Raw genomic sequence first — 23,243 nt, 5'->3', positions numbered from 1 at the left:
CTTTATTATTTTCTAGATGTGGGATTGGAAATCCTTTTTTTCAAAAAAAAAATAAAAAAAGCCTCCCTGCGAGAGGGAGGCGGCATACATTAACGGATATTTCCGCCAAAAGTTTGCGTCACCTTATACCAGAACCAGTCGAGCGCTTGATCAATGGTCCTGCTCTGCCCCGCAATATGTCCGGTAGATGCCAAATTCAAAGTGCCGTCGATTACGGTTACGTTGCCGTCAATCTCGCCTTTTACATCAGCAATTCCATTTTCGACCGTCAGGTTACCCGTTAAATGGACGCCTTCCGGAACGATTACCGTGTTTCCTTCTATGATGACTTGCTGAAGATCCTCGCCTGCTACGATAAGCTTAGTGTCCTCTTCCCACATGGTAAAGAAGCTTCCTAACATAACGAGTACAAATACAGCAGCAGCGGTTACTCCAGGATAGCGATAAATAAATCTTACGATCCCGTTCCGCTGCTTGCTTTGTTTCTTCGGCAACTGCTGCATAATCCGCTGCGTTAATAGCTCCGATGCCTTCTTGTCATAATCCGCGGCTGGCTTAATCGCTTCTACAGTATGGAACACCGCGGCGTCCGTCTTCTGGAGCTGTTCAAACCGACTGCGACAAGCCGGACAGGAAAGCAAATGAGATTTTAACGTAAGGATATCTTCTACGGGCAGCTCGCCGTCCAAATAGTCATGCATCCATACGATGGCGACGTTGCAATTCATAGCAGCCAGTCCTTTCTTTCAGATGCTCGCGCATTAAGTTCTATTCTCGCTATTAGGATACGTAGCTAAAGAGGGGATGTTTCACTTTTTTTCGAAATCAAAAAAGTTGTGCCCGTGCACAACCTATAATTTGTGCTCGAGCTTCTTCCGCAGAAACTCCCTGCCGCGGTGAACGCGCGTCTTAATCGTCGTTACGGGCATGTCCAGCACGTCGCCAATCTCCTGCAAAGATAGATCCTGCATATAGCGAAGCGTCATCACGCTCTTATATTTTGGCGGCAGCGATGCGATGGCTGCATGAATAATCTGCTGCGTATCCGACAGCAGCAGCTCCGATTCCGGCGTCCGATTGTCGCTCGGTATCATCGAATAACCGTCCAGTCCTTCGTGCTCCGAGGACTCGGCGTCAAGCGAATAGCTCGGCTTGCGCTTGCGCAGCCGGTCGATGCACAGGTTCGTTGCGATCCTGTAGATCCATGTCGAAAATTTTAGCGTATCATCGTATCTATCCAAGTTTTTGTACACCCGAAGAAAGGTGTCTTGCACGACATCCTCCGCCTCCTGGCGACTGTTTAACATTCGATATGCCATATGAAAGAGCTTATCTTGATAGAGGTCTACAAGCTCAGCAAATGCCTGCTGATCGCCTTTGAGCGCTAACTTCGCCAGGCGTGCTTCCAATACATTCACCTTAACTCCTCCAAACCTTCCGTTCGTTCGGCTGATCGCCCTGCCCATTGCCGGAATAACGCTGCCTAGCTGAGCAAGCGCTATCCCATATCCGATAAGCGTTCATTCGCCTTCGCCTGCCCTAGCCTCATTCCGTGCAGCAAAGCGATTACGATATAACCGAACGTTATCATCATCGCAGATTTGTTGACGGAATCATAATCCGCTCAGCAATCGGCCTGTGAGAAACAGAAACAAACTTTATGTAACCGCGGATGACAGGCCGCTTAAGCCCCCTGCGCTATTCATCATTGCGAAATGATTCTGCTCCGGCAAACCCGGCAGCAAGCAGCGCATCTGCCTATTCGACAAGAATCGCGATAATTTGCCGGTATGCAGGCCAGCGTCAAAGCTATAAACACTCTAGAAAAATCGTAATCCACATGAACTGAAAAAGCAAGACCAATGAGACGTAATCTTCCAATTTCTTCAAAGGTTTATGTTGGAATGCAGTCATGCCTATGCCTTATCCGGCGAGCATGGTCCATTTTCTAAAGTTCATTGTTGCCAGTCTCCAGCGAGTACTGATCGTTCTGCCAATTATATACGTTTAACGCAGCGTCAGCAATCGACCTTAGGCTAGTTGACGATTCGACTTCCGGCTAGTTTTCACCATTTTTTATGTCAAAAAAGGTCTAGAAGACAGATGTCTCCCAGACCTTTTACAATTCTCTTTTGTGATTACAAAGTGTTTGTTTTCAATTTCTCGAGCACCTGATTAATGGTTGTAGTCGGAATGGCGAAGCCGATGCCCTGTGCCTCAGCGTTTACCGCCGTATTAATGCCGATCACCTCGCCCTTCTCATTGAGGAGCGGTCCGCCCGAGTTGCCCGGATTGATCGAAGCGTCGGTTTGCAGCAAATGCTTGTACTCATGATCACCCTGCTCATCCGCAATGGTTATCGGACGCTCCTTCGCGCTCAGCACGCCCATCGTAAGCGTCTGGTCGAAGCCATAGGGATTGCCGATTGCGATAACCCAGTCGCCAATTTTGGTTTCATCCGAGCTTCCTAGCTTGAGGGATGGGAATGCTTTGCCGTCCGGGCTCTCCACCTTCAGCACCGCTAAGTCCAGCTCGTAGCTTGAGCCAAGCACCTTCGCGGTAAGCGGCTCGTCGTACCCTTGAACGGTAACCTTCACTTCCTTCGCATCCGCAATGACATGCTCATTAGTCAAAATATAACCATCCTGCTCAAAGAAAAATCCGGTTCCCGAGCCAGTCAGCTGCAGCTCGCCGCTGCTTTCCTGCTGCTGCTGCTGTCCGTCGCCGCCCGATTGGCCGTCTCCAAAAAATTGGCGGAAACGGGGATCATCAAACATCGAATTCGAACGGGCAGGCTCCGCATAATTTTCAATTTTGACCACTGCCGGGCTTGCTGCTGCGTAGACCGAAGCGATGTCATCGCTTGTTTTGAGCGACGCGGTAGATAATCCGGCGTCCTGCTGAGCCGAGTTGCTGACTACGCTTGAGCCCGCGTTTTCCTGTGCTTGCTCATTTCCGCCGCTGAACATGTTGTTTTTATCCGCCATATACGAGAACCCGCCAATCACGATCGCACCGATTAAGAATGAAGCAACCAGCGTCTTAGCCGAGCCTCCAGCGGAACGTTTTTTGCGTTTGCCTCCCGCTTCAGGAGGTATGCTTTTGTCCGTTTGGAGTCCAAGCTCCTTCTCGTAAGATGCTCTGAGCTCATTTGTTGATCTGCTAGATTCATAGACGTAAGTAGTAACGGAATTCGTGTTTTCTTGGTTCGATGTATGGGAAGGATCGGCCGCCGTATAAGTATCGTTACTCGCATCCGTGCGCTTGTTTTCCTCGTTCATTTTTATCATCCTCTCAAATGTTAATGTTTGTTTCCTATGTACCTATCATGCAGGATGTACCTTAAACGAAACTTAAGCGGAATATAAATGAACATAAGAAAATAGAGCTTACGTTGATAAGCTCTTGTGAATGGTTCATATGGCATAATTACTCCGAGGCTCACCTTATACGGTCTCCTTTGTTGCATGCATCAGCCAGACATAACGATTAAGCTGCCGAAAAACAACCGAAAGGCCATGGGCTTTGCATATCCTCTCGAGCAAATCAAGCGTAGAATAATACTCGCTTTGCAAATCCTTTAACAAATTCGTATAACCCGCCTGCTCTGCAGCAAGCTCGGTTTGCTTGCGTGCCTCTTCATTCTCAAAGCTTGTATCTGCGAAAATAATTTGCCCGCTCTCTCCGAGCAGCGTACTGTAAAATGCGATTGCCCGCTCCTTCTCCTCATCGGTCAGATGATGGAAGGCATACGTGCTTACGATAGTATCCAGCTTCACCGGAATGGTCGGGAACTGCTGGAAGTCGCCGTCTAGCAGCACGGCATTTAAACCTCTCTTTTCAAATTGGGCGCGCATGCCAGCCGACGGCTCAACCGCGTAAACGGTGGAGGATTGCCGAAGAAGCTTCTCCGTCAGATTGCCCGTTCCGGCGCCAAACTCAAGAATAGTTCCGTAGGAGCGCTCCGCTACCGCTTCCAGTATGGCATCATAACCTTGAAACACTTCGGAATATTCCTCGTCCTGCCCCCGTACCGTAAGCTCATAATGATCCGCCCAATGGTCAAATAGATCGATAAACTCTCTTCCCATCGCCTCGCCCATCCTCTCACACGTTTAATCCTCATCGATCACATGGGATTAAAGGTATTTATAATCAGCATATGATGGTTGTTCGTAAATGGCGACAGGACGTCTTCTCCAAATGCAAAAAAAGCCAGCCACGGCGTATGCCATGGCTGGCTTTGTGATAGTCATGCTTGCCAAGCGGCAAGCTTGTTTGTTAGCCCGTATTCCGAAGGCCGGCTGCAATTCCGTTGATCGTGAGAAGCACCTCGCGGAGCAGCTGCGGATCATCCTCTTCGTTATCACGAAGAGCGCGAAGCTCGCTAAGCAGCTGCACTTGCATGTAGCTGAGCGGATCGACGTACGGATTGCGCAATCGGATCGATTCTTGGATGACAGGAACGTTATCCAAAATTTCCGTTTGGCCTGTGATGCTTAGAATAAGCTCAGAAGTCAGCTTATACTCTTGTTCGATTTGTTCGAAAATACGATCGCGGACCGTTTTGTCCTTGATCATATCCGCATATTCCTTCGCGATAACGAGATCTGCTTTGGCCAGAGCCATTTGCAGGTTATCGATAAGCGAGCGGAAGAACGGGAACTTCTCGTACATTGTTCGAAGCGTTTCGAGATTGCCCTCGTTCTGGTCGAGGTACTGCTTAAACGCTGTACCCGCAGCATACCAAGCCGGCAGCAAGTAACGGCTTTGCGTCCATGCGAATACCCAAGGAATCGCGCGCAAGTCTTCGAAGCGATCGCTGTTTTTGCGTTTGGACGGACGTGAACCGATGTTCAGCTCGCCAACCTCAGGCAGCGGAGTCGACTCCTTGAAATACGTCAAGAAATCCGGGTCGCGGAAAATAAGATCCTGATACTTCTCGAGCGCAGTCTCGGAAATCGAACGTGCAATTTCATCCCACTCGGCTTCCGCTTGCGGTGCTTGCTCTGGATATTTTGCCAAGCGAGCTGCCGTAATAAGCGCCCAAGTTGCTTGCTCCAAGCTGCGGTAAGCGATACCTTGCATTGAATAACGCGAGGAAAGAACCTCGCCTTGCTCGGTAATTTTGATGCCTCCGCCAACCGTATGCGGCGGCTGTGCAAGAATGCTGCGGTTAAGCGGCATTCCGCCGCGGCCAAGCGCTCCGCCGCGACCATGGAAAAACTTCAATTTTACATCATATTCTTTGCCGGCAGCCGTAATCTCGTTAAGCGCTACGCGCAGCTCCCAGTTCGCCGTAACCACACCGCCGTCTTTGTTGCTGTCGGAGTAGCCGAGCATAATTTCGTGCAGGTTGCCGCGTGCTTCTACCGCTTGACGGTAGATCGGCATTTCAAACAGCTGCTTCATAATTGCAGGCGCTGCGTGAAGATCGTCGATTGTTTCAAACAGCGGTACCGATTGCAGCGTACAGCGGATAGAACCGTCAGCCTCCTTGCGGAACAGGCCAACTTCCTTCGCGAACACCATAACCTCAAGCATGTCGCTCGCCGCTTCCGTCATACTAATCAGGTAGCTGGAGATACAATTAACGCCAAACTCTTGCTGCGCACGGTAAATCGTATGGTATACGTCCAAGCATTCACGCGTTGACTCCGTGTAATCCAGATGGCCCGAAGTAAGCGGCCTTGGATCATTCAGAAGGCGGTGAAGCAGGTCCGTTTTCTCTTCTTCCGAAAGGGATGCATAGTCTGCAACCACGTTCATTTTCGCCAAAATTTCGGACATCGCATTCTCGTGCTCTTGGCTATGCTGACGAACGTCAAGCGCCATGAGGTGGAAGCCGAACAGCTCAACTTGACGAACAAGCTTAGCCAGTGCCGTATCTGCTACATAATCGGCATAGTGATGGCGCAAGCTGCGGTCGATAACGAGCAAATCCTCACGAAGCTCCTCTGGGTGGTTATAGCGCATTTGCGAGCCTTTAAGCGACTCATCGCGCGTATTTGCCAGCTTCTCCAACATAAAGCCAAGCTTAATGCGGTAAGGCTCCTTCGTATTTCTCCATAGATCAACGCATTTCAGTTCAACATGCTCGCGGTCCGAACGAAGCGATTCAACAAGCTCGTCAGATACCTCAACCAGGTTCGTGCTGAAGCTGAGCAGATCCATAAGCTCGCCAAGCTTCTCTTCGTACTTGCGAATCGCCAGCTGGCGGTGCAGCGTCAGCGTCTCCCAAGTGACATTTGCCTTAACGGATGGATTACCGTCGCGATCACCGCCAATCCATGAGCCGAAGCGCAAGTAATCAGGCACATGCCACTTCTCGTCCGGGTAATATTTGCTCAGGCAGCGCTCTAGCTCTTCATAGACGTTAGGCAGCACCTCGAACAACGTTTCGTCAAAATAGTACAGGCCGTTACGAACTTCGTCGATAACGGTTGGCTTACGGTCGCGCAGCTCATCGGTCTGCCACAAAATAAGAACCTCATTCATGAGCTTCTCACGCAGCTTCTCGCGCTCGCGGTACGTCAATGTTGGGTTATCAAGCTCCATCACATCAACGGCGATCCGTTTATGAATATCAAGCACCGCGCGACGAGTCGCCTCGGTCGGGTGTGCAGTCATGACGAGCTCAAGCGAAATATTGCTCAAAATATCTTGAACATCCTCGATCGCGATATTCCGTTCCTTCAAATCCTGAACAGCGCTCTCGATTGAGCCGCGTTGCACCGTTTCGCCGGCAGAAACCTCATAATCGCGTTTCCGTCTAATCCGGTGATTTTGCTCGGCAATATTAACGAGCTGAAAGTAAATAGCAAACGCCCTGATGACTTGATGACGTATTTCCGGGCTTAGGGAAGATACGTTTTCTTTGAATTGATCGAATAACTCCGGTACAAATTCAGCGCGAAGCGCTTTACTTTGCTCACGAATCCGTTCCACGATATCAAGCAGCTCGCGGCCGCCTTGATGCACGAGAACTTCACCAAGAATGTTGCCTAGAAAGCGGACATCGCGTCGCAGCAAATTGTTAGCTTGCTGCCGGTTTGTCGTCAAAGTAGATGCAGATTGATCCGACATACTGTTCCTCCTAAATTTTTGCGAAGCAAAGATCGCTCCGTAAGCATTTACTTGTTTTTGCGAAGCAAAAATCGCTTCGGAAGCTTGCATGTACAACATGAACGTTTTTTGACTTCTACCATCATACTACAAAAACCTACAGGGTTGAAGCCCTGCAGCCAATCTCACAAAATCGGATTGGCGCAAGCCTTGCGGGGAACCCGCTTATTTTGAATCCTCATCATAAGTTAATTTATCCCTTTCAACATTTACTGAATCAGCTTTCCAAAAAAAGGCCGCAATCGCCTCTCTATAAGAGTCGTTGCGGCCCTGCTTCGATTGTATTACGCCATTAATTGTACAAGCTTGGCCAGCATTTTTGCTGCTTCCTCTCTTGTCGCGAAATCTTTTGGCGCAAAATAACTGCCTTCCTTGCTCGCATACGATTTGCCGTTAATAATGCCTGCTTGCTGCACGGCAGCTGCCGCTTCTTTCGCAAAGCCGCTAATGGATGAATCGTCTACAAATGTTATGCCATTTGTTTTCGCTGGCAGGCTGTATTTCATATACTCAGCGAATCTAGCGATCATCGCCACCATCTGCTCACGGCTGATGTTCGCTTTTGGGTCAAACTTCCCGCTTCCAATGCCTCCGGTAATTCCTTTCTCGGAAGCCCATTCTACGGAGGCCGCGTAGTAGTCGGATGCCTTCACATCGCTAAAGCTCGTAGACTTATAGCTGTCCAACTGAACGCCCGCAATTCGGGCAAGGATAAGCGTGAAATCCGCTCGCGTCATGTTGGCCTTCGGCGCAAACTTGTTCTCGCCCATGCCGCCGATAATATTTCTGGCGGACAGATACACGATGGAATCCTTGGCAAAGCTTGCTGCCGTATCACGGAAATCCACATGGCTGTAACCAACTCCGTAAGTGGAGAAATGGCTTACCGTGAAATAAACTTGGCCTGTCTGCGCGTCGTACACGCTGTTAGGTACAACGATAAGCTCTCCATTGTCTGCAATATAGTAGATAACAATGGCGTGGCTGTCTTCACCCGCTTGCGGCACATAAGGAATGCTGATACGGGCATTGCCTCCGCTCAAATCGTGAATTGCTGTATTGCCTGCCAAAACGTCAATGTTATACACCGGATGGCTGCCGACAGCTGCTTGATTAGAAGCGGAAAGCTTTGTCTTATCGGCTTTATTGACCGAGACCGAAAGCTCCGTATTCCCGGCTGCCGCCGTCAACGTTCCAATGGACTTTTTATCAAAGGATATGACGCCAAGCCCGACATTCAAATCTAACGTTTGAAGGCTGCTTGATTTAAGCTGTGCAATCGTCTCCTTCTCGAAACGAATCGTTGCGGAATCAGCATTAGCTGCGGCTATCTTAAATTCGACGGCAGCCGGCTTTCCGTTTCCTGCTTTATCCAGCGCCGCAAGTGTCGCAGCCAATTGCTTTGACGTTACTGTAGCGGAGGTCTTGCCGCTGTTATCCATAGCTGACGTAAGCACGGTTACCGCTTTTACGGTGTCGCCATTTTCAATCGATGTAGCAGGAGCCCCTGGAGTTGGCGTTGGTTTTGGTGTTGGCGATGGCGGTGGTGTTTCTCCTCCGCCAACATCGGCTCGCGCAACGGTTACTACCGTCTCGGCCGAACCGTAACCGTCCGCGCTAAGCGCTGTAATGACGGCTGTCCCTACCGCTACAGCTTTTACATTCCCGCCTGCGTCAACTGTTGCTACGTTCGCATTCGAGGACGACCATGTCGCCGTTGCAGCACTTTCGCCTACTGGCTCAACCGTAGCTGTCAGCTTCGCGGCCGCGTCTCCTACTTTCAAGGAAAGGGCCGTTTTATCAACCTTTACTCTCGTAACTTCCAGTTGATATACGCCTACCTTGCCTCCCACTTCGTAAGCAACTAGCAGCAATGGTTTGCCTGTCGGGCTAATGTTAGCCGGGATAAACTCCAAGCCTTCTGGACCCGTATCGGTGTTCAGGTTGTCCTTGCCTTGACCATCCTTGAACACACGCGTATTCGTATAATTCGCAAATGTCGCTTTCGCAGGGTCGGTTACATCGTAGGTCATAAAGCCGCCAATGCGCTCTAGGCCTACGAAAGCAAAGATTTTATTGCCTACCTTACCGGCCTTAATATCTTCCGGCTCAGGGCCTTTTTTGCCGCTGCGATTGTCGATCGTGGAATTACTGTTGCTTGCGTTGAAGTAGGCCGGCAAACGAGCAGCGGTAATCGTTTCGAAATCGTTGCCGCTGTCATACACCTGCTGCATCGAGCTTGCGTTCCAGATCGAGAAGGAGCGTCCGCCGTACATGTAGATGCCGTCGTTGCCCATATCGCTCGCTACTTCTACGCCGTCATAGGCAGTTTTGCCATTCAGGAATTTCGCTGCCTCCGAATTCGGGTCGAGCTTCCCTTTTAATGCGCCAATGGTGCTTCCATTCGTACGGTTAGGCCATTCCGTCACATCGCCCTCATTAGCCGTAAACAGGTACGTTTGACCGTTAATCATGTGCGTGGCAATACCGTCAGGCATGTACATGCCTTTGAACGGTACGTTTTCCAGCTTGATCGCGCCGTCTTTTTGAAGGTCAAGCGAGTTGTGGACATCGTTATAATCTTTTAGGCCAAGCGCCTTAACGGCATTCACCTTGCCTGTTGCGATGTCAATAATGGCAATTGCGTTATTCTCCTGCAAGGACACATAAGCTGTCTTGTTATCCTCGGATAAGCTGATATATTCCGGCTCCAAATCATATACGGCATCGGCTTTAGTGCCTCTGGATTTGATTTTGCCATCTGCCGGGTCAACAGGTCCGCGGATATGCACGCCATCTTCAATGACGGACGGGTCATCAAAATACACCAGCTTAACCGTTTTATCCACTGTGTTGACGATGGTAATGCTGCCCTTCGGATCTGTTGCGCCCGAACGCGGCTCCGCCTCATCCGCAGTCAGAATGTATTTGCCGTCAGGCGTCGACTTAATCATATCGGGCTGCACGCCGGCCGTATAAGTGGCAACCAGATTGCCGTCATAGTCGAGTACAAGTATTTTGCCTGGCTTCATGGAATCTGCCTCTTGTACCGATACGGAAACGCGCTTAGTCGCCGTATTGATGTCTACGCTGGTCAAGTCGCCGTACGCAAAACCTTCCGTCTCTGCCAGCGGCTTAACGAGTACGGTTTTCTCCTTCGTCAACGTGCCGGTTCCGTTACCCAAGCTTACAATGTCAAGGCTCGGCGGATTTCCAGATCCATTCACGAGATAAAATTTGCCGTTGTCTTTGTTGAATTTAACGATCTCGGCAACTCCGCCGTCCTTGTTGGACAGACCAACCGAGTATTCTCCGATTTTTGAGATGCTCAGTTTATCAACAAATTCAGCTGAAGCAGGCTTAATGACCAAGTCAGATGCCGCGCTTGCTACTGTCAGACGAACTTCGCCGCCAAAAACAGCTAGTGCTCCGGTCGCCTGCACGATATCGCCAGCCGCTACCTGCGGGAATGCGCCATTAATATATAGCAGCATATCATTGTCCAGCTTTATCGTACCAGCAGCCTTGTCAAAAACTTTGACTTTGCTTGTAGTCGAAACTCTTCTGCCATACATCTCAGCCGTTATCGAACTAAACTTGTCTACTGTATGCATAGAGCTATCGAACGTATCTTCTTTATTCAAGCTATATACGTTATTGTTCAGTCGCGTGACTTGCGGATTGCCCTTCACCCGCACTTCTCCTTCATGGAGACCAGCAGTTCCGGTAACCCGCACCTCTGCTCCGACTGGAATAGAAGGGTCCAATCCTTCAACCGCAATCGCTCCCGTGAACGATTGGATATATCTCACCGAATCCGTTTGGCTGTTGTCGGATTTAACGGCCGGTGTCGTGACCAAGCCTTCAATCGTTACAGCTGTATCTGCGGCAAGCTTTTGTAGTGATCCGATAAGCTTAACGAAGCCAGGAATAACATCAACCGTTCCTTCCGCTTTGCCGGATTGAGTTGGCGACGGATCAACTACCGCGAAGTCGGCAGCATTGTTGTTGGAATCTTGAAAGTTAATGCGACGCACACCTTTAATGGCCGCAGGGAGCGATGTGCCGTTACCAGCCGAAGCGCCCTCGTGCAGCGAAGTCTGCACGGCTCCGAAACCAACCGCATCAACAACAGCAGAAGCCGCGTAAGCTCCATTAAAAAGCTCCACCGTTCCATCGGTGTCAGACATGCCGATCGATTGCTCTTTTGTGCTTGCGTAGGCATCGGCATAGTAGGCTTCGCCATAGTTTTTATCGCTCGTATTTCCCCAAGTCGCTTCAAGGCGAACTAAGTAGTAATCATGAGGCGCGATAATCGCATTTTTCTCAAAATCGTAGCCTTGAACCGTCGTTGCGCCTTTATTGCTGTATCTTAAATGATAGCCGTCCAGAGCTATAGGCGAAGCAGTCGGGTTGTATAACTCCACAAAATCATAAAGATAAGGAGAAGCAACGGGAGGAACAGCTTTGTTGATTTTCCCGCCTCCGCCATAAACCTCATTAATTATCACATGGTTTGCAGGCGCTATTTCGGCATTAATCGTGATTGTAAAGGACTTGTCTACCGTAATAGGCGTTCCTGCTGTGCTGTCCGTTACGGTAACGGTTACGGATGCTCCAGCTGCAGCGGAAGTTGGTGTACCTGTAAGAGCGCCATTAGACGCAAGGCTAAGCCCATCAGGCAAGCCGGAAGCAGTGAAGGAATAAGGCGCTACCCCACCTGCGGCATCCAATTTCGCGTTATATGGAGAGTTAGTGTAGCCATCAGGAAGAGTTGAGGTGGTAATCGTTAAAGGCTCGACTACGCCTGGCCCCCAAGCACCGTCAGACCCGCTGCGAGGCGATACTGCAAGCAAAGCTGCTCCAGCTGCCACTTCATAATCAATTTGTTTAAAATCTATTTTATTATTGTCGGTATCCGCGAAATCGCTTCGGCGAATTGCCTTTTTCTTCGATGTGCCCTCAGTCGGGCCTGTAGGATAAGCGGTTTCAAATCCGTCAATATCGCTGCCGTTGTCATTGCTTCCTGATCCAATCATATCGACATAACCAGCAGGCTTTGTTTCAAAAGGATTCGCATCCGTCAGCTGGATTTGATTGCTCATCAAAGCTACTTTAAGCCCTTTGTTATTAATAAAACGCTCCCATGATTGGTCGCCTTTTGCCGAAAGATTCACCTTGGGACTAGTCGCACCTGTTGAGGCGCCTTTAACAAGAAAAGAGGAATGTGCTTTGATCGTTCCTGAGAGATCAAGCTTTTGCCATTGGAGAGTTGGACCTGTCTGAGCGCTGGACCCACGATCCGTATATTGCAAGGACCATCCAGAAAGATCGATATCGCTATTCGTGGGATTGTAAAGCTCGATAAAACCGTGGGAGAGAAGAATCGCAGAATCCGTAGACAAGCCCCCGCCGTATACTTGATTAATAATGACATGAGGGACGGTAACATCATAGCTATTGCCCACTGTATAAGGTGTTCCTGACAACGGCAAGTCTGCTGCCATAGCAGATCCGGCAGGCAGCATCAGGCTCGCTGTAATCTCCGCTGCTAACAGTAAGGATATCAATCTTTTACTATAAATCCTCAAGACAATCTCACTCTCCTATAGGTTTGAAGTTAAACCTTATACTAGAGTACGATTATTTTGTGATGATTAATTTTCCATTAAGCTTTGGTAAACGCTCATATGCGGTCTATGCTCAGCCAATTCAGCGTGACGAAAATCCTTTCCTATTAATATACAGTTTTCATTCCGTCGCACCATAATATAAATGAAAACGAGCCTATAGAAAACGCATCTACGGCTCGTTTGGCACATTGAAAGTTATGGAACCTGCATCGCTAAATTCGGCTAGTTTGAAATAACAGGAAATCCTCCAGCTAATTCACTCGGCAGAGCAGCATATTGAGCACTTAACAGGAAAAACTCCTGTTAATCTGAGCAATATCGCCCCTAATGGGCCTGGATACTAAATATTAACGGGAGAAAATCCATCTAAACGTAATTTTCGTCCGATAACACTTCATATAACGGGAGCTTTTCCTGATAATTCTGCTTTAGATCCGCTACCCTAGCTTACAACCGGTCTCTTGGAGCAACTCAATCCAAACGTTCCACAGTTTGCCCCAAAGCCCGCCTCATACTAGGTCGAGCACTCTACGCTTGTTGGATAGATGAAAACAAAAAAAGCCTTGCTGCGCAAGGCTTTCGGGTTTAAATAGTTGGAGCGGGTGATGGGAATCGAACCCACGCTATTAGCTTGGAAGGCTAAAGTTCTACCATTGAACTACACCCGCAGATAAAAAGTTTAAAGATGGTCGGGACGACACGATTTGAACATGCGACCCCCTGGTCCCAAACCAGGTGCTCTACCAAGCTGAGCTACGTCCCGAAGTGTAAATAAAGTGCATCTAATGAAGTGATAATGGCGTGCCCTAAGAGATTCGAACTCCTGACCTTTTGATTCGTAGTCAAACGCTCTATCCAGCTGAGCTAAGGGCACACATTATGGAGCGGAAGACGGGAATCGAACCCGCGACCCTCGCCTTGGCAAGGCGATGCTCTACCGCTGAGCCACTTCCGCATGTTATTTGCGTCAGCCGTTCGTGATGTTTATCATCGCGGCGACAAGTAATAATATATCACCCCTGAAAACAAAAAGCAACTGTTTTTATAAAAAAGTTTTAAATTATTTTTCCGAACACCAATTTACAGCTTCCAGATTACGAAAAAACGTTGATTTAACGCGGTTTTCCGCATTTTTTATCCTATGCAGCTGGCCATCTATTCATTCGATTTTTTCGTAATCAGGTCTGATCTAGAGGCCAATGACGCCAAAAATCTTTTTATAAAAAAAACCGCAATCCCGGGAGGGATTACGGTTACGGTTACGGTTTGATAATTACGCTCCTGCAGCCGCTAAAGACACAATGCGGCTGTTCATCGCTACTTTATCCGCAGCCGGTTGACCAGCCAGCGCATAAGGCAAGCATAACGGAACGCCTGTGCGCGGATCAGGAACGATATCTGCTTCAATATTAAATACTTCACGCATAATATCAGGGGTCATAACTTCGGCAGGCGTACCTTCGCCAACCACGACACCTGTTTTAATAGCGATCATATGATGTGCGTAACGAGTTGCATGGTTCAAATCATGCACAACCATAACGACAGTACGGTTGTTGGTAGCGTTTAGCTTTTGAAGCAGGTGAAGAACTTCGAGCTGATGCGCCATATCGAGAAACGTCGTTGGCTCGTCAAGGAACAGAATGTCTGTCTCCTGCGCTAGCGCCATGGCAATCCATGCACGCTGGCGCTGTCCGCCGGATAGATGATCGACCGGACGATCGCCAAAATCGTTCATTCCTGTCGCTTCAATCGCCCACTGCACGATGCTGCGATCTTCCTTGCTCATCGAACCGAAGCCCTTCTGGTAAGGGAAGCGTCCGTATGATACAAGCTCAGCAACCGTAAGTCCATCTGGAGCAGTTGGATTTTGCGGCAAAATGGCCAGCTGCTTCGCTACTTCCTTCGTCGATTGCTTATGAATGGACTTGCCGTCCAGAAGCACACTGCCTTGGGATGGGTTCATAATACGGGCCATCGTTTTCAAAATCGTGGATTTGCCGGAGCCGTTTGCTCCCACTAGCGCCGTAATTTTCCCCTGAGGTATAGCAATGTTTAAATTTTGGACGATAAGACGGTCATCATAAGCAATATCAAGACCCGACGTTGTTAGACGAATCATTGGACATGCACGCTCCTTCCGCTGCCGTGGCAGACACCTTTTAATCATGTATATGGTTATTCGCTCTAAACTAAAATTGATAACGATTATCATTGACGTTTTAATGATAATGTTTCTCATGCGAAAAGTCAATCATAATCTCTTCCCTTACTTGCAACAAGAAGAGAGCCAACCCGGAAGCAGGTTGGCTCTCTTCAAATTATGACAATAATGAAAGCAGCACACGCGATATATCCGGCAAAGCTGACTGAATTTCCACGGCGCCTAGCTCATAGGCTGCTTTGGGCATGCCATATACGATGGACGTTTTCTCATCCTGACCAATGGTTCGTGAGCCTTTGGTTCGCATGGACAGCAAGCCCCGTGCGCCATCCTTCCCCATCCCTGTCAAAATAATGCCTATTGCGCGATCACCCGCAGCCTTGGAGGCTGACTCAAATAATACATCGACCGATGGGCAATGACCGTTTACCTTCTCCCCGCTTCGGCATACCAGCTTAAAGCGATCTCCTGCTTTTACAAGCGAGACATGCTTGTCACCAGGTGCAATTAGAACGGTACCCGCTTGTACAAAATCGCCATCTTCTGCTTCCTTCACCTGCATCGCGCAGGATGCGTTTAAGCGTTCTGCGAACATGCGCGAGAAGATGGGCGGAATATGCTGTACGACCACCATTCCTGGCGTATTTGCCGGCAGTCCCTTCAGCATAGTATGCATCGCCTCCGTGCCTCCGGTTGATGCGCCAACCACAATGATGTGGTTTCGATTATTGATGGGCTGCTGCGGCTTTGTTTCATTGATCTTCTCGGATCGTTCCTCCTGGATGATCTTCGCCTTAGAGGCTCCTTTGATAGTGCGAATCAGCTCGAATAGGAACTGCTCTACGCGCTGGGGAGTCGCTATATCTGGCTTCGCTACAAAATCAACTGCTCCTGCCCTTAATGCGTCTAACGCTGCTACGCTAATCGAGCTAACCGTAACGATTGGCAGCGGGTATTGCGGAAGCAATCTGCGTATGAATTCTATTCCGTTCATTCCCGGCATCTCGATGTCGCACGTCAGCACATCAGGCTTATATTGAATGATCTTATCACGCGCGTCAAAAGGATCCTTGGCCGTTGCTACCACCTCAATAAAGGGATCAGTAGCCAGACCTCTTGCCAATACCTCACGGAACATGATGGAGTCATCCACGACGAGTACCCTTATCCTTTTATCCACCGTACTGATAATCAACGATGCCTCCTTAAGCCTGAACTGAATTTAGAGCTCTTTCCGATATACAGACGGCATGATATAGGCATATTCCGTTTTGTCGCGCTCAAGCGACTCCGAGAGTCCGATAAACAGGTATCCGCCTGGCTCGGTCATCTCATAGAACTTCCTAATTAGCTCGCGTTTAGTCTCATGATCAAAATAAATCATTACGTTCCGACAAAAAATGACATGGAACTTTCGTTTAAACGGAAAGGTTTTCTGCATTAAATTGAATTGGCGAAATATAACTTCCAATTTCACTTTATCAAGCACAACCGACTGCTCTTCATTCAGCTTGCGGAAGTAACTGGATCGCCAAAGCGCAGGAACGGTATCCAGCGCGTCATTTGAATAAGTTCCTTTTGCTGCAATCTCCAGCACCTTCGCTGACAAGTCGGTAGCCAGCACCTGCGTATTCCAACCCTGCTTCCTTGGACCGAAAAATTCATCCAACAAAATCGCTAGCGTATAGGGCTCCTCTCCTGACGAGCAGCCCGCGCTCCAAATCCGCAAATCATAGTCACGAATTGTGCGGACTATAATGGGGAGCACCTTATCTCGTAAATAGTAAAAATGGTTCGCTTCTCTCATGAAAAAGGTATGGTTTGTCGTAATTCTGTTTGCTAGCATTAAGTCCGAGGCTCCGCTGGAGTCTGCTTTAATATGCTGGAGATATTGCGCAAAGCTATCAAATCCCTGCTCGAGCAAATGACGCTGCAGGCGGGCTACCAGCAGCGTCTTTTTCTCTTGTTTTAAATTAATGCCAAATTGCGCTTTGATATAATGGGCAAGATGCTTGAATTCCTCTTCCGAAATGACAATCATCGTTAATATTTACCGAACTCGCGATCGCTTAACAGGATAGTGGAGCTTTTTGCTGCTGCGACTTCAGGCTGATCGCTTTCAATAACCCAATTCCGTTTCTTCGCCTTTCCAGCCATATTCTCCAGCATACGCAGCATTTCCGGGTCCAGTTGCTCGTATTCTTTATAGGTAGCTGACGGCTGCGTCTTGCGAAGTATGAATCGGCTTATCTGCTGCTTCAGCATCTCTGCTTGGCCTGTTAGCTCCTCAGAAGCTGCCGCACTCTCCTCCGAGGTAGCTGAATTCGTTTGAACGACTTGCGAGACCTGCATGATGCCTTGATTAATTTGCTCTACGCCTGTTGCCTGTTCGGTTGATGCCTCAGAGATGCTGTTAACCAAATTCGCTACCTTAGCTACGCCATCAACGATTTGGTTAAGCGCTGACGCCGTCTCGTTTGCGATTTTTGTTCCATCCTCTACTTTGCGAATCGAGCCCTCAATCATATCCGTCGTTTCCTTTGCCGCATTAGCAGAACGTGCCGCCAGATTGCGCACCTCCTCTGCAACAACAGCGAAGCCCCTGCCATGCTGTCCAGCTCTAGCCGCCTCGACTGCCGCATTCAAAGCCAATATGTTCGTCTGAAACGCGATTTCATCAATAACCTTTATTATTTTCGAAATGCTGCCAGAGGACGTATTGATTTCCTCCATTGCATTCAGCATTTCTTTCATCCTATCGTTGCCCTGCTGTGCATTTATTCTCGCTTGGTCAGCAAGCATATTTGCCTGAACTGCGTTCTCCGCATTTAATCTTGTCTGTGCCGCTATCTGCTCAAGCGAGGCAGTTAGCTGTTCCACAGAGCTTGCCTGCTCGGATGCCCCTTGCGACAATACAATGCTTGATTCCGATACTTGTCTGGCTCCTGTAGAAACCTGCTCTGACGCGTTTTGGATATTAGACAGCACTTCATTCATATTATCAGTCATCTTGCCAAAAGCGGCAGCCAATACGCCTACTTCATCCTTAGTTGCGACGTCGATCGTCATATTCAAGTCGCCATTTGCAATACGCTCAGCAGATTCAACCAGCTTGCTAATTGGCTTGCTAATAATTCGTGAGATCAATAGGCCCAGAGCTACTGCTGTAAGCATCGCGATAATAACAATGGCTAGCATTGTTGCAATTATCGTTTTTGACGAAGCAGTGTACACGGTTGAACGGCGGGCTCCTTCTGTATTTTTATCATGATATAAATCATCAATGAGTCCATCTACTTTTTTGGAAATGGCGGCTCCTGCTTCCAGCTCCTTCATGCCTTGCTCCGTTTGTTGTGACGATGCAAAAGCAATAATCCGATTCTGATACTGTCGATACTCCCCGAGTCCATCTGCCAGCTCGTTAAATCTAGCTTTCTCGTCCTCATTTTGAAGGCTTTGTTTAAAAGTGGCGATCAATGAATCGGTCTCTTTCATTAAACTATTAATCTGTTCAATCGCCTCGCTCTGCTTAGCAGTATCTGTATGCAGCAAAACATCGCGTACTAGAGCGCGAATATTTTGAAAATTCATGCCAATATTGCCAAGCTCCCCAACCGACTGACCAAATTGTTCATATAACTCGTTATAGCGATTATCCATGCTTTTCAAATTCGTGATGCCTATAGCACCGACAATTCCAGCCAATAGTGCTACCATAATAAATGAAGAAGTCAGCTTCTTGCCGATTTTCATATCATAAAACCATTTCATCGTCTTATTCCTCCATTTATTGAGCTATGAATAATTTATCTATTTCATTGTCGTTAAGCATCTTATCGCAATCGAGCAGCAGCATCACAGCAGCTCCTAGCTTGCCTATTCCTTGAATGTAGCGGTTCATGCCGCCGCCTGCCTCTGGAGGAGGAACAATGTCCGAACCGGGAATTGACAGTACCTCAGAGACGCTGTCAACAATAAGACCAACAGATATCTCTTGTATATCGATAACGACAATACAGGTTCTATCGTTGTATTCACGGAATGTTTTTTTAAACCTTAATCGCACATCCATTGCCGGAATAATTTTTCCCCGTAAATTAATAATGCCGCGTACATATTCAGGGAGCTCTGGCACTACAGTAATTGTCTGAATCCCAATAATCTCTATCACATGTTTAATCTCGATACCGTACAGCTCATTGCCAAGCGAAAAGGTTAGATATTTATCCTTCTGCGCATCTTCTTCATAACTGCTGTCCAAGCTCGACTGTTCGGTCATGTCCATCGACTCCTCACCTATTATGGGCAAATGCCGGCATGCTTCGATTTCGATTCATACCCATTAGATCAGCTACATCAAGAATAAGGCTAATACTTCCGTCACCCAGCAGCGTGCACCCAGCAAGTCCTTCCCTATGTATGAATTGTTTAATGTATCGAGGTAGATTTTTAACGACTACCTGCTGCTGGCCTAGAAGCTCGTCTACGAACAAGCACATTCTTTTGCCATCCTGCTCGATCATAACGAATATTCCTTCCGTAAAATCAGTATGGCTATTTCTAGTATGAAACCTCTCATGCAGACGCAGAATAGGATAGCAGTTGCCACGCACCATAATCATTTCGTTCCCGTCAGGATCCGTAATGACATCAGATCGTTTCGGTTTGAAGGATTCCTTAATCGAGGTTGTCGGTACCGTGTAGTTAGCATCTCCAACCCTAACGTTCATGCCGTCAATTATTGCTAACGTTAATGGAATTTTCATCGTAATGCTCGTTCCCTCAAGCTCCTTGCTCACCACAGAGATAACACCGCCGACCGCCTCGATATTGCGAGTGACAACGTCCATCCCAACTCCTCGGCCGCTAAATTCCGTAATTTTGTCTTTCGTAGAAAATCCGGGTAAGAAAATTAAAGCGTATATCTCTTTTTCGGTCAGTTCTCCATGCTGCTGATCGATGAGACCTCTCTCCACAGCTCTTCTTACGATATTATTTTTGTTTAAGCCCTTCCCATCGTCCCTGACAACAATCTCCACGTAACCGCCTGTATTTTTCGCTTCTAATGTAATGACGCCCGACCGTTTCTTTCCTGCTTTCACACGATCTTCGTTTGATTCAATGCCATGATCCAGCGCGTTTCTGACCAAATGCATCAGTGGATCAGAAATTTGATCGATAATATTTTTATCAAGCTCCGTATCTTCCCCGATTATTTCAATGCCCACATCCTTGCTTAGCTTCTGGCACATGTCCCTAACCACTCGGCGCATTTTATGGAAGGTAGTGACAAGCGGCACCATTCGGATCGACATGACGATATCCTGGAGCTCACCTGTTATCTTTCGAAGCTGTCCGGATGGTTTGTTGAAAGCCGAATCCTCTCTTGTATCATTAGAAGCTTCACTGCGGGTAAACATAGCTTCAGCAATGACTAGCTCACCAATGAGATCCAACAGTTGATCAAGCTTATTCACGCTTACGCTAATAACCGCATTTCTTGACGAGCCTTCTGACTTCCCTTCCCGCTCTCGATCCTCAGACCAGTCTGCCAGCTCAAAAGAAAGTTCGGTTTGTTCGCTTTCTGGAAACAACTCCTGATCTTCGGCATCCTCTATCTGGGTTAGATTCAATTGCTCCAGAAAAATTGTTTCCATGAAAAAACCATGAACCTCCTGATAGCTCTTTTCAGACTTAAAAGAGATATGAAACCCTTGATTCCTAATGGCTTCGATACTTCTTTCGTCATCAAGAAGATCAGTCGGCTCATGGTGTAGGATTTCAGATATCTCTTTTAAACGATGAATAATGTTAAATGATCTAATGTTTTCCATTTCGCAATCACTTTGAAAACGAACAACCGCTTGATAGGAAAATAATCTTATATTTATTAGTTGCTTTAGCTGTTCCAAATATTGCTTAATATCGTTAATAATGATGATAGGATTTCCATCCGGCTCCTTGCCCTGTGAGATTTTGCTTACCTCCGCCTTAATGAAATCCGCTACCCTCAGGACGAGATCTGACAAAAAGGTATGATTGAGCGACTGTTCCTTGTTCTCCCTAATAAAGTGAAATAGATCCTCTATAGCATGCGCTACCTCGGCAATGCTCAAATATTGCATCATAGCTGCAGAGCCTTTCAATGTATGCATGTTGCGGAAAATCTCATTTATTGCGTGAACGGAAAAAGAAGCCGCCTGTTCGCAATCAAGGATTGTCGATTCAAGCTGCTCTAATAGTTGTAATGATTCGAATATGTACATCTCCATGATAGGGTCAGTTAAATCTCTTCCATTCATCCATATCCCTCTTTCTATTTTGCTACGAGGAACCAACTGAACACGTATACATATAACGATGAATTATATACAAACAAAGGAAAATGATAATGCAATGAAGAATTATTTAGGGTTATAAACCCCAAGTGATGACTGAACGGTTGCAAAGGCAATTTTCCGTGAAAATTCGATAAGTAATAGGAAGGGTAGAGATGGACCTTAGAATCCCAAGGTTCTTTTTCGCATTTTTTCAATATTATTCAATTTTAGCCACATGAAGTGACAATGCTTCATAATTCGTGCTATTAGACAAATTATATTCGTAAATACGATTAATTGCAACTTTTATTCGTAATTACGATTAAAAACTGCATTCACGCGGATTCCATCACTCATACAAGTGACATTTTTCAATCTAGGAGGTATTCTTCATGCATGATATTAAACGAAGACTTAAACAATTAAGACAGGAGAAAAATCTTACCATGTCTGAATTTGCAAAGTTAATTTCAGTATCCCCCGGTAATGTTGGCGACTGGGAAAGTGAAAGCAGAACCTCCATTCCAGGCGCTAAAGCACTCATTTCCATTGCAACTATATTTGATGTATCTTTGGACTGGATATTGCTAGGCCATAAGTCAACTCCTCTTGACGAAAAACAACAAAATAGCTCTCTCGATCAGCAAACCATTCCTTCTCTAATAGAACTGATTCACACTCTGTCCTCAGAGGATAAACAATTAATCGCCACTCTTGCCAAGAGACTGTATCTCCTATCACACAGACAGTAAGCGATCTCACAACAGAAGCAGCCCAACAGCACTTCTTTCGAATACATATCCATGCAATCCCCATAGCCAGACGCAAAAGAAGCTGGATATAAAAAAGCTCACTAGATCAAATTCGATCTAGCGAGCTCACCCAAAAAAGGTTCAAATTAAATTTTTGCAAAAAAAAAGCCTTCAGGATTAAAGATCCTAAAAGCTTGTGTTGTAAGTATGGTGCGCGTAGAGGGACTTGAACCCCCACGGTCGCCCGCCAGATCCTAAGTCTGGTGCGTCTGCCAATTCCGCCATACGCGCATATAAGGTAAAGCTTATTTGTAGGACTTCCACCTACGGTTCTCTGTTGACATACAGAGCGTTTCCCGATGAAGGGTTTTAAAGATGGTGCGCGTAGAGGGACTTGAACCCCCACGGTCGCCCGCCAGATCCTAAGTCTGGTGCGTCTGCCAATTCCGCCATACGCGCATGTGAGATAAAAAATGGTGAGTCATGTAGGATTCGAACCTACGACACCCTGATTAAAAGTCAGGTGCTCTACCAACTGAGCTAATGACTCATACTATAAAATGGCTGGGGATTCAGGGATCGAACCTGAGAATGACGGAGTCAAAGTCCGTTGCCTTACCGCTTGGCTAATCCCCAGCAGCGATATGGTGGACGCTGACGGGATCGAACCGCCGACCCTCTGCTTGTAAGGCAGATGCTCTCCCAGCTGAGCTAAGCGTCCAAGTGTGAAGGCGCCTTTTTTGTCAAAAAGGAAATTGGTGACCCGTAGGGGACTCGAACCCCTGTTACCTCCGTGAAAGGGAGGTGTCTTAACCACTTGACCAACGGGCCATACATAAATTGAAGCTTGTCCTAACAGTTGAAAGTTTTCTGGAGCTCTCAACCGGGATCGAACCGGTGACCTCATCCTTACCATGGATGCACTCTACCTACTGAGCTATGAGAGCATAATGGCTCCCCGAACAGGACTCGAACCTGTGACAACTCGATTAACAGTCGAGTGCTCTACCAACTGAGCTATCAGGGAACATTGCATTTTTGAGTTGAAATGTCTCCAAGAACTTCAACTGCAAAAGAGGCACGGTTGAAAAACAAGGCAAATTGCGCCCTGAAAACTGGATACGAAAGATTAGGTTTGCTGAAAACCTCTTTAACTGTTGTCTGCTGGATGTATGGGTCGCAGCAAACGGTTTTAGGATAAGCCCTCGACCGATTAGTATTCGTCAGCTACACACATTGCTGTGCTTCC

At 47.5% G+C, this 23,243-nt stretch carries 13 protein-coding genes and 12 tRNA genes; 1 reads left to right on the top strand and 24 read right to left on the bottom strand.

The window, feature by feature from the left end:
* Positions 1-89: 89 nt before the first annotated feature.
* The 16 genes from ADU23_RS11950 to ADU23_RS11875 form a co-directional block, all read right to left on the bottom strand.
* On the bottom strand, positions 90-728 hold the full coding sequence (locus ADU23_RS11950; RefSeq protein ID WP_053373945.1) for a zf-HC2 domain-containing protein: 639 nt from the start codon (positions 726-728) through the stop codon (positions 90-92).
* Positions 729-851: 123 nt separating this feature from the next.
* Entirely contained in the window at positions 852-1,418 is a 567-nt protein-coding gene (sigW, locus tag ADU23_RS11945) for an RNA polymerase sigma factor SigW (RefSeq protein ID WP_053373944.1), read from the bottom strand.
* A 720-nt stretch (positions 1,419-2,138) separates the two neighbouring features.
* On the bottom strand, positions 2,139-3,281 hold the full coding sequence (locus tag ADU23_RS11940; RefSeq protein ID WP_053373943.1) for a S1C family serine protease: 1,143 nt from the start codon (positions 3,279-3,281) through the stop codon (positions 2,139-2,141).
* A 165-nt stretch (positions 3,282-3,446) separates the two neighbouring features.
* On the bottom strand, positions 3,447-4,091 hold the full coding sequence (locus tag ADU23_RS11935) for a class I SAM-dependent DNA methyltransferase (protein ID WP_053373942.1): 645 nt from the start codon (positions 4,089-4,091) through the stop codon (positions 3,447-3,449).
* Positions 4,092-4,281: 190 nt separating this feature from the next.
* Positions 4,282-7,086, bottom strand: a complete 2,805-nt coding sequence (gene ppc / locus ADU23_RS11930) for a phosphoenolpyruvate carboxylase (protein WP_053377593.1) — start codon at positions 7,084-7,086, stop codon at positions 4,282-4,284.
* A 323-nt stretch (positions 7,087-7,409) separates the two neighbouring features.
* A complete protein-coding gene (locus ADU23_RS11925) occupies positions 7,410-12,716 on the bottom strand; it encodes a choice-of-anchor I family protein (protein ID WP_157265736.1) in 5,307 nt (1,768 codons plus the stop codon).
* Between the two features lie 636 nt (positions 12,717-13,352).
* Positions 13,353-13,426, bottom strand: a tRNA-Gly gene (locus ADU23_RS11920).
* 18 nt (positions 13,427-13,444) lie between these two features.
* Positions 13,445-13,521: transfer RNA gene (locus tag ADU23_RS11915), tRNA-Pro, on the bottom strand.
* A gap of 34 nt (positions 13,522-13,555) precedes the next feature.
* A tRNA-Arg gene (locus ADU23_RS11910) sits at positions 13,556-13,632 on the bottom strand.
* Positions 13,633-13,638: 6 nt separating this feature from the next.
* Positions 13,639-13,713 (bottom strand) — tRNA-Gly (locus ADU23_RS11905).
* 318 nt (positions 13,714-14,031) lie between these two features.
* Positions 14,032-14,880 carry an ABC transporter ATP-binding protein gene (locus ADU23_RS11900; RefSeq protein WP_053373940.1) on the bottom strand — a complete coding sequence of 283 codons (849 nt, stop codon included), beginning with the start codon at positions 14,878-14,880 and terminating at the stop codon, positions 14,032-14,034.
* Between the two features lie 199 nt (positions 14,881-15,079).
* Positions 15,080-16,117, bottom strand: coding sequence for a protein-glutamate methylesterase/protein-glutamine glutaminase (locus ADU23_RS11895; protein ID WP_231637359.1), 1,038 nt, complete (start codon positions 16,115-16,117; stop codon positions 15,080-15,082).
* Positions 16,118-16,144: 27 nt separating this feature from the next.
* Positions 16,145-16,963: a CheR family methyltransferase gene (locus tag ADU23_RS11890; protein ID WP_053373939.1), complete on the bottom strand. Its 819-nt coding sequence runs from the start codon at positions 16,961-16,963 to the stop codon at positions 16,145-16,147.
* 2 nt (positions 16,964-16,965) lie between these two features.
* Positions 16,966-18,693, bottom strand: a complete 1,728-nt coding sequence (locus tag ADU23_RS11885; protein ID WP_053373938.1) for a methyl-accepting chemotaxis protein — start codon at positions 18,691-18,693, stop codon at positions 16,966-16,968.
* 16 nt (positions 18,694-18,709) lie between these two features.
* Positions 18,710-19,207 carry a chemotaxis protein CheW gene (locus tag ADU23_RS11880; protein WP_141680477.1) on the bottom strand — a complete coding sequence of 166 codons (498 nt, stop codon included), beginning with the start codon at positions 19,205-19,207 and terminating at the stop codon, positions 18,710-18,712.
* Positions 19,208-19,214: 7 nt separating this feature from the next.
* Positions 19,215-21,188 (bottom strand): chemotaxis protein CheA, encoded by a 1,974-nt coding sequence (locus ADU23_RS11875; protein ID WP_269433166.1) that lies wholly within the window; start codon positions 21,186-21,188, stop codon positions 19,215-19,217.
* Between the two features lie 446 nt (positions 21,189-21,634).
* Between ADU23_RS11875 and ADU23_RS11870 the strand changes: the two genes are divergently transcribed.
* Entirely contained in the window at positions 21,635-21,994 is a 360-nt protein-coding gene (locus ADU23_RS11870; RefSeq protein ID WP_053373935.1) for a helix-turn-helix domain-containing protein, read from the top strand.
* A 208-nt stretch (positions 21,995-22,202) separates the two neighbouring features.
* Here the strand turns inward: ADU23_RS11870 and ADU23_RS11865 are convergent.
* From ADU23_RS11865 to ADU23_RS11830, 8 genes are all read right to left on the bottom strand, one after another.
* Positions 22,203-22,285 (bottom strand) — tRNA-Leu (locus ADU23_RS11865).
* An 85-nt stretch (positions 22,286-22,370) separates the two neighbouring features.
* A tRNA-Leu gene (locus ADU23_RS11860) sits at positions 22,371-22,453 on the bottom strand.
* Between the two features lie 15 nt (positions 22,454-22,468).
* Positions 22,469-22,544: transfer RNA gene (locus tag ADU23_RS11855), tRNA-Lys, on the bottom strand.
* Positions 22,545-22,555: 11 nt separating this feature from the next.
* Positions 22,556-22,630, bottom strand: a tRNA-Gln gene (locus ADU23_RS11850).
* Positions 22,631-22,639: 9 nt separating this feature from the next.
* Positions 22,640-22,715: transfer RNA gene (locus ADU23_RS11845), tRNA-Val, on the bottom strand.
* Between the two features lie 35 nt (positions 22,716-22,750).
* Positions 22,751-22,825: transfer RNA gene (locus tag ADU23_RS11840), tRNA-Glu, on the bottom strand.
* 40 nt (positions 22,826-22,865) lie between these two features.
* Positions 22,866-22,941, bottom strand: a tRNA-Thr gene (locus tag ADU23_RS11835).
* Positions 22,942-22,945: 4 nt separating this feature from the next.
* Positions 22,946-23,021, bottom strand: a tRNA-Asn gene (locus tag ADU23_RS11830).
* Positions 23,022-23,243: the final 222 nt, after the last annotated feature.

This window comes from Paenibacillus sp. FJAT-27812 (assembly GCF_001273905.1).
Classification (GTDB): Bacteria; Bacillota; Bacilli; order Paenibacillales; family Paenibacillaceae; genus Pristimantibacillus.
The sequence above is the reverse complement of the archived record's forward strand: the minus strand, read 5'-3'. Positions and strand labels throughout refer to the sequence as shown.

Bases quoted from the DNA above. Each gene is read 5' to 3' on its own strand.
- ppc (WP_053377593.1), bottom strand. From the start codon at position 7,086: ATGTCGGATCAATCTGCATCTACTTTGACGACAAACCGGCAGCAAGCT.
- ADU23_RS11935 (WP_053373942.1), bottom strand. From the start codon at position 4,091: ATGGGAAGAGAGTTTATCGATCTATTTGACCATTGGGCGGATCATTAT.
- ADU23_RS11885 (WP_053373938.1), bottom strand. From the start codon at position 18,693: ATGAAATGGTTTTATGATATGAAAATCGGCAAGAAGCTGACTTCTTCA.
- ADU23_RS11900 (WP_053373940.1), bottom strand. From the start codon at position 14,880: ATGATTCGTCTAACAACGTCGGGTCTTGATATTGCTTATGATGACCGT.
- ADU23_RS11950 (WP_053373945.1), bottom strand. From the start codon at position 728: ATGAATTGCAACGTCGCCATCGTATGGATGCATGACTATTTGGACGGC.
- ADU23_RS11940 (WP_053373943.1), bottom strand. From the start codon at position 3,281: ATGAACGAGGAAAACAAGCGCACGGATGCGAGTAACGATACTTATACG.
- ADU23_RS11880 (WP_141680477.1), bottom strand. From the start codon at position 19,207: ATGGACATGACCGAACAGTCGAGCTTGGACAGCAGTTATGAAGAAGAT.
- ADU23_RS11875 (WP_269433166.1), bottom strand. From the start codon at position 21,188: ATGTACATATTCGAATCATTACAACTATTAGAGCAGCTTGAATCGACA.
- ADU23_RS11870 (WP_053373935.1), top strand. From the start codon at position 21,635: ATGCATGATATTAAACGAAGACTTAAACAATTAAGACAGGAGAAAAAT.
- ADU23_RS11890 (WP_053373939.1), bottom strand. From the start codon at position 16,963: ATGATTGTCATTTCGGAAGAGGAATTCAAGCATCTTGCCCATTATATC.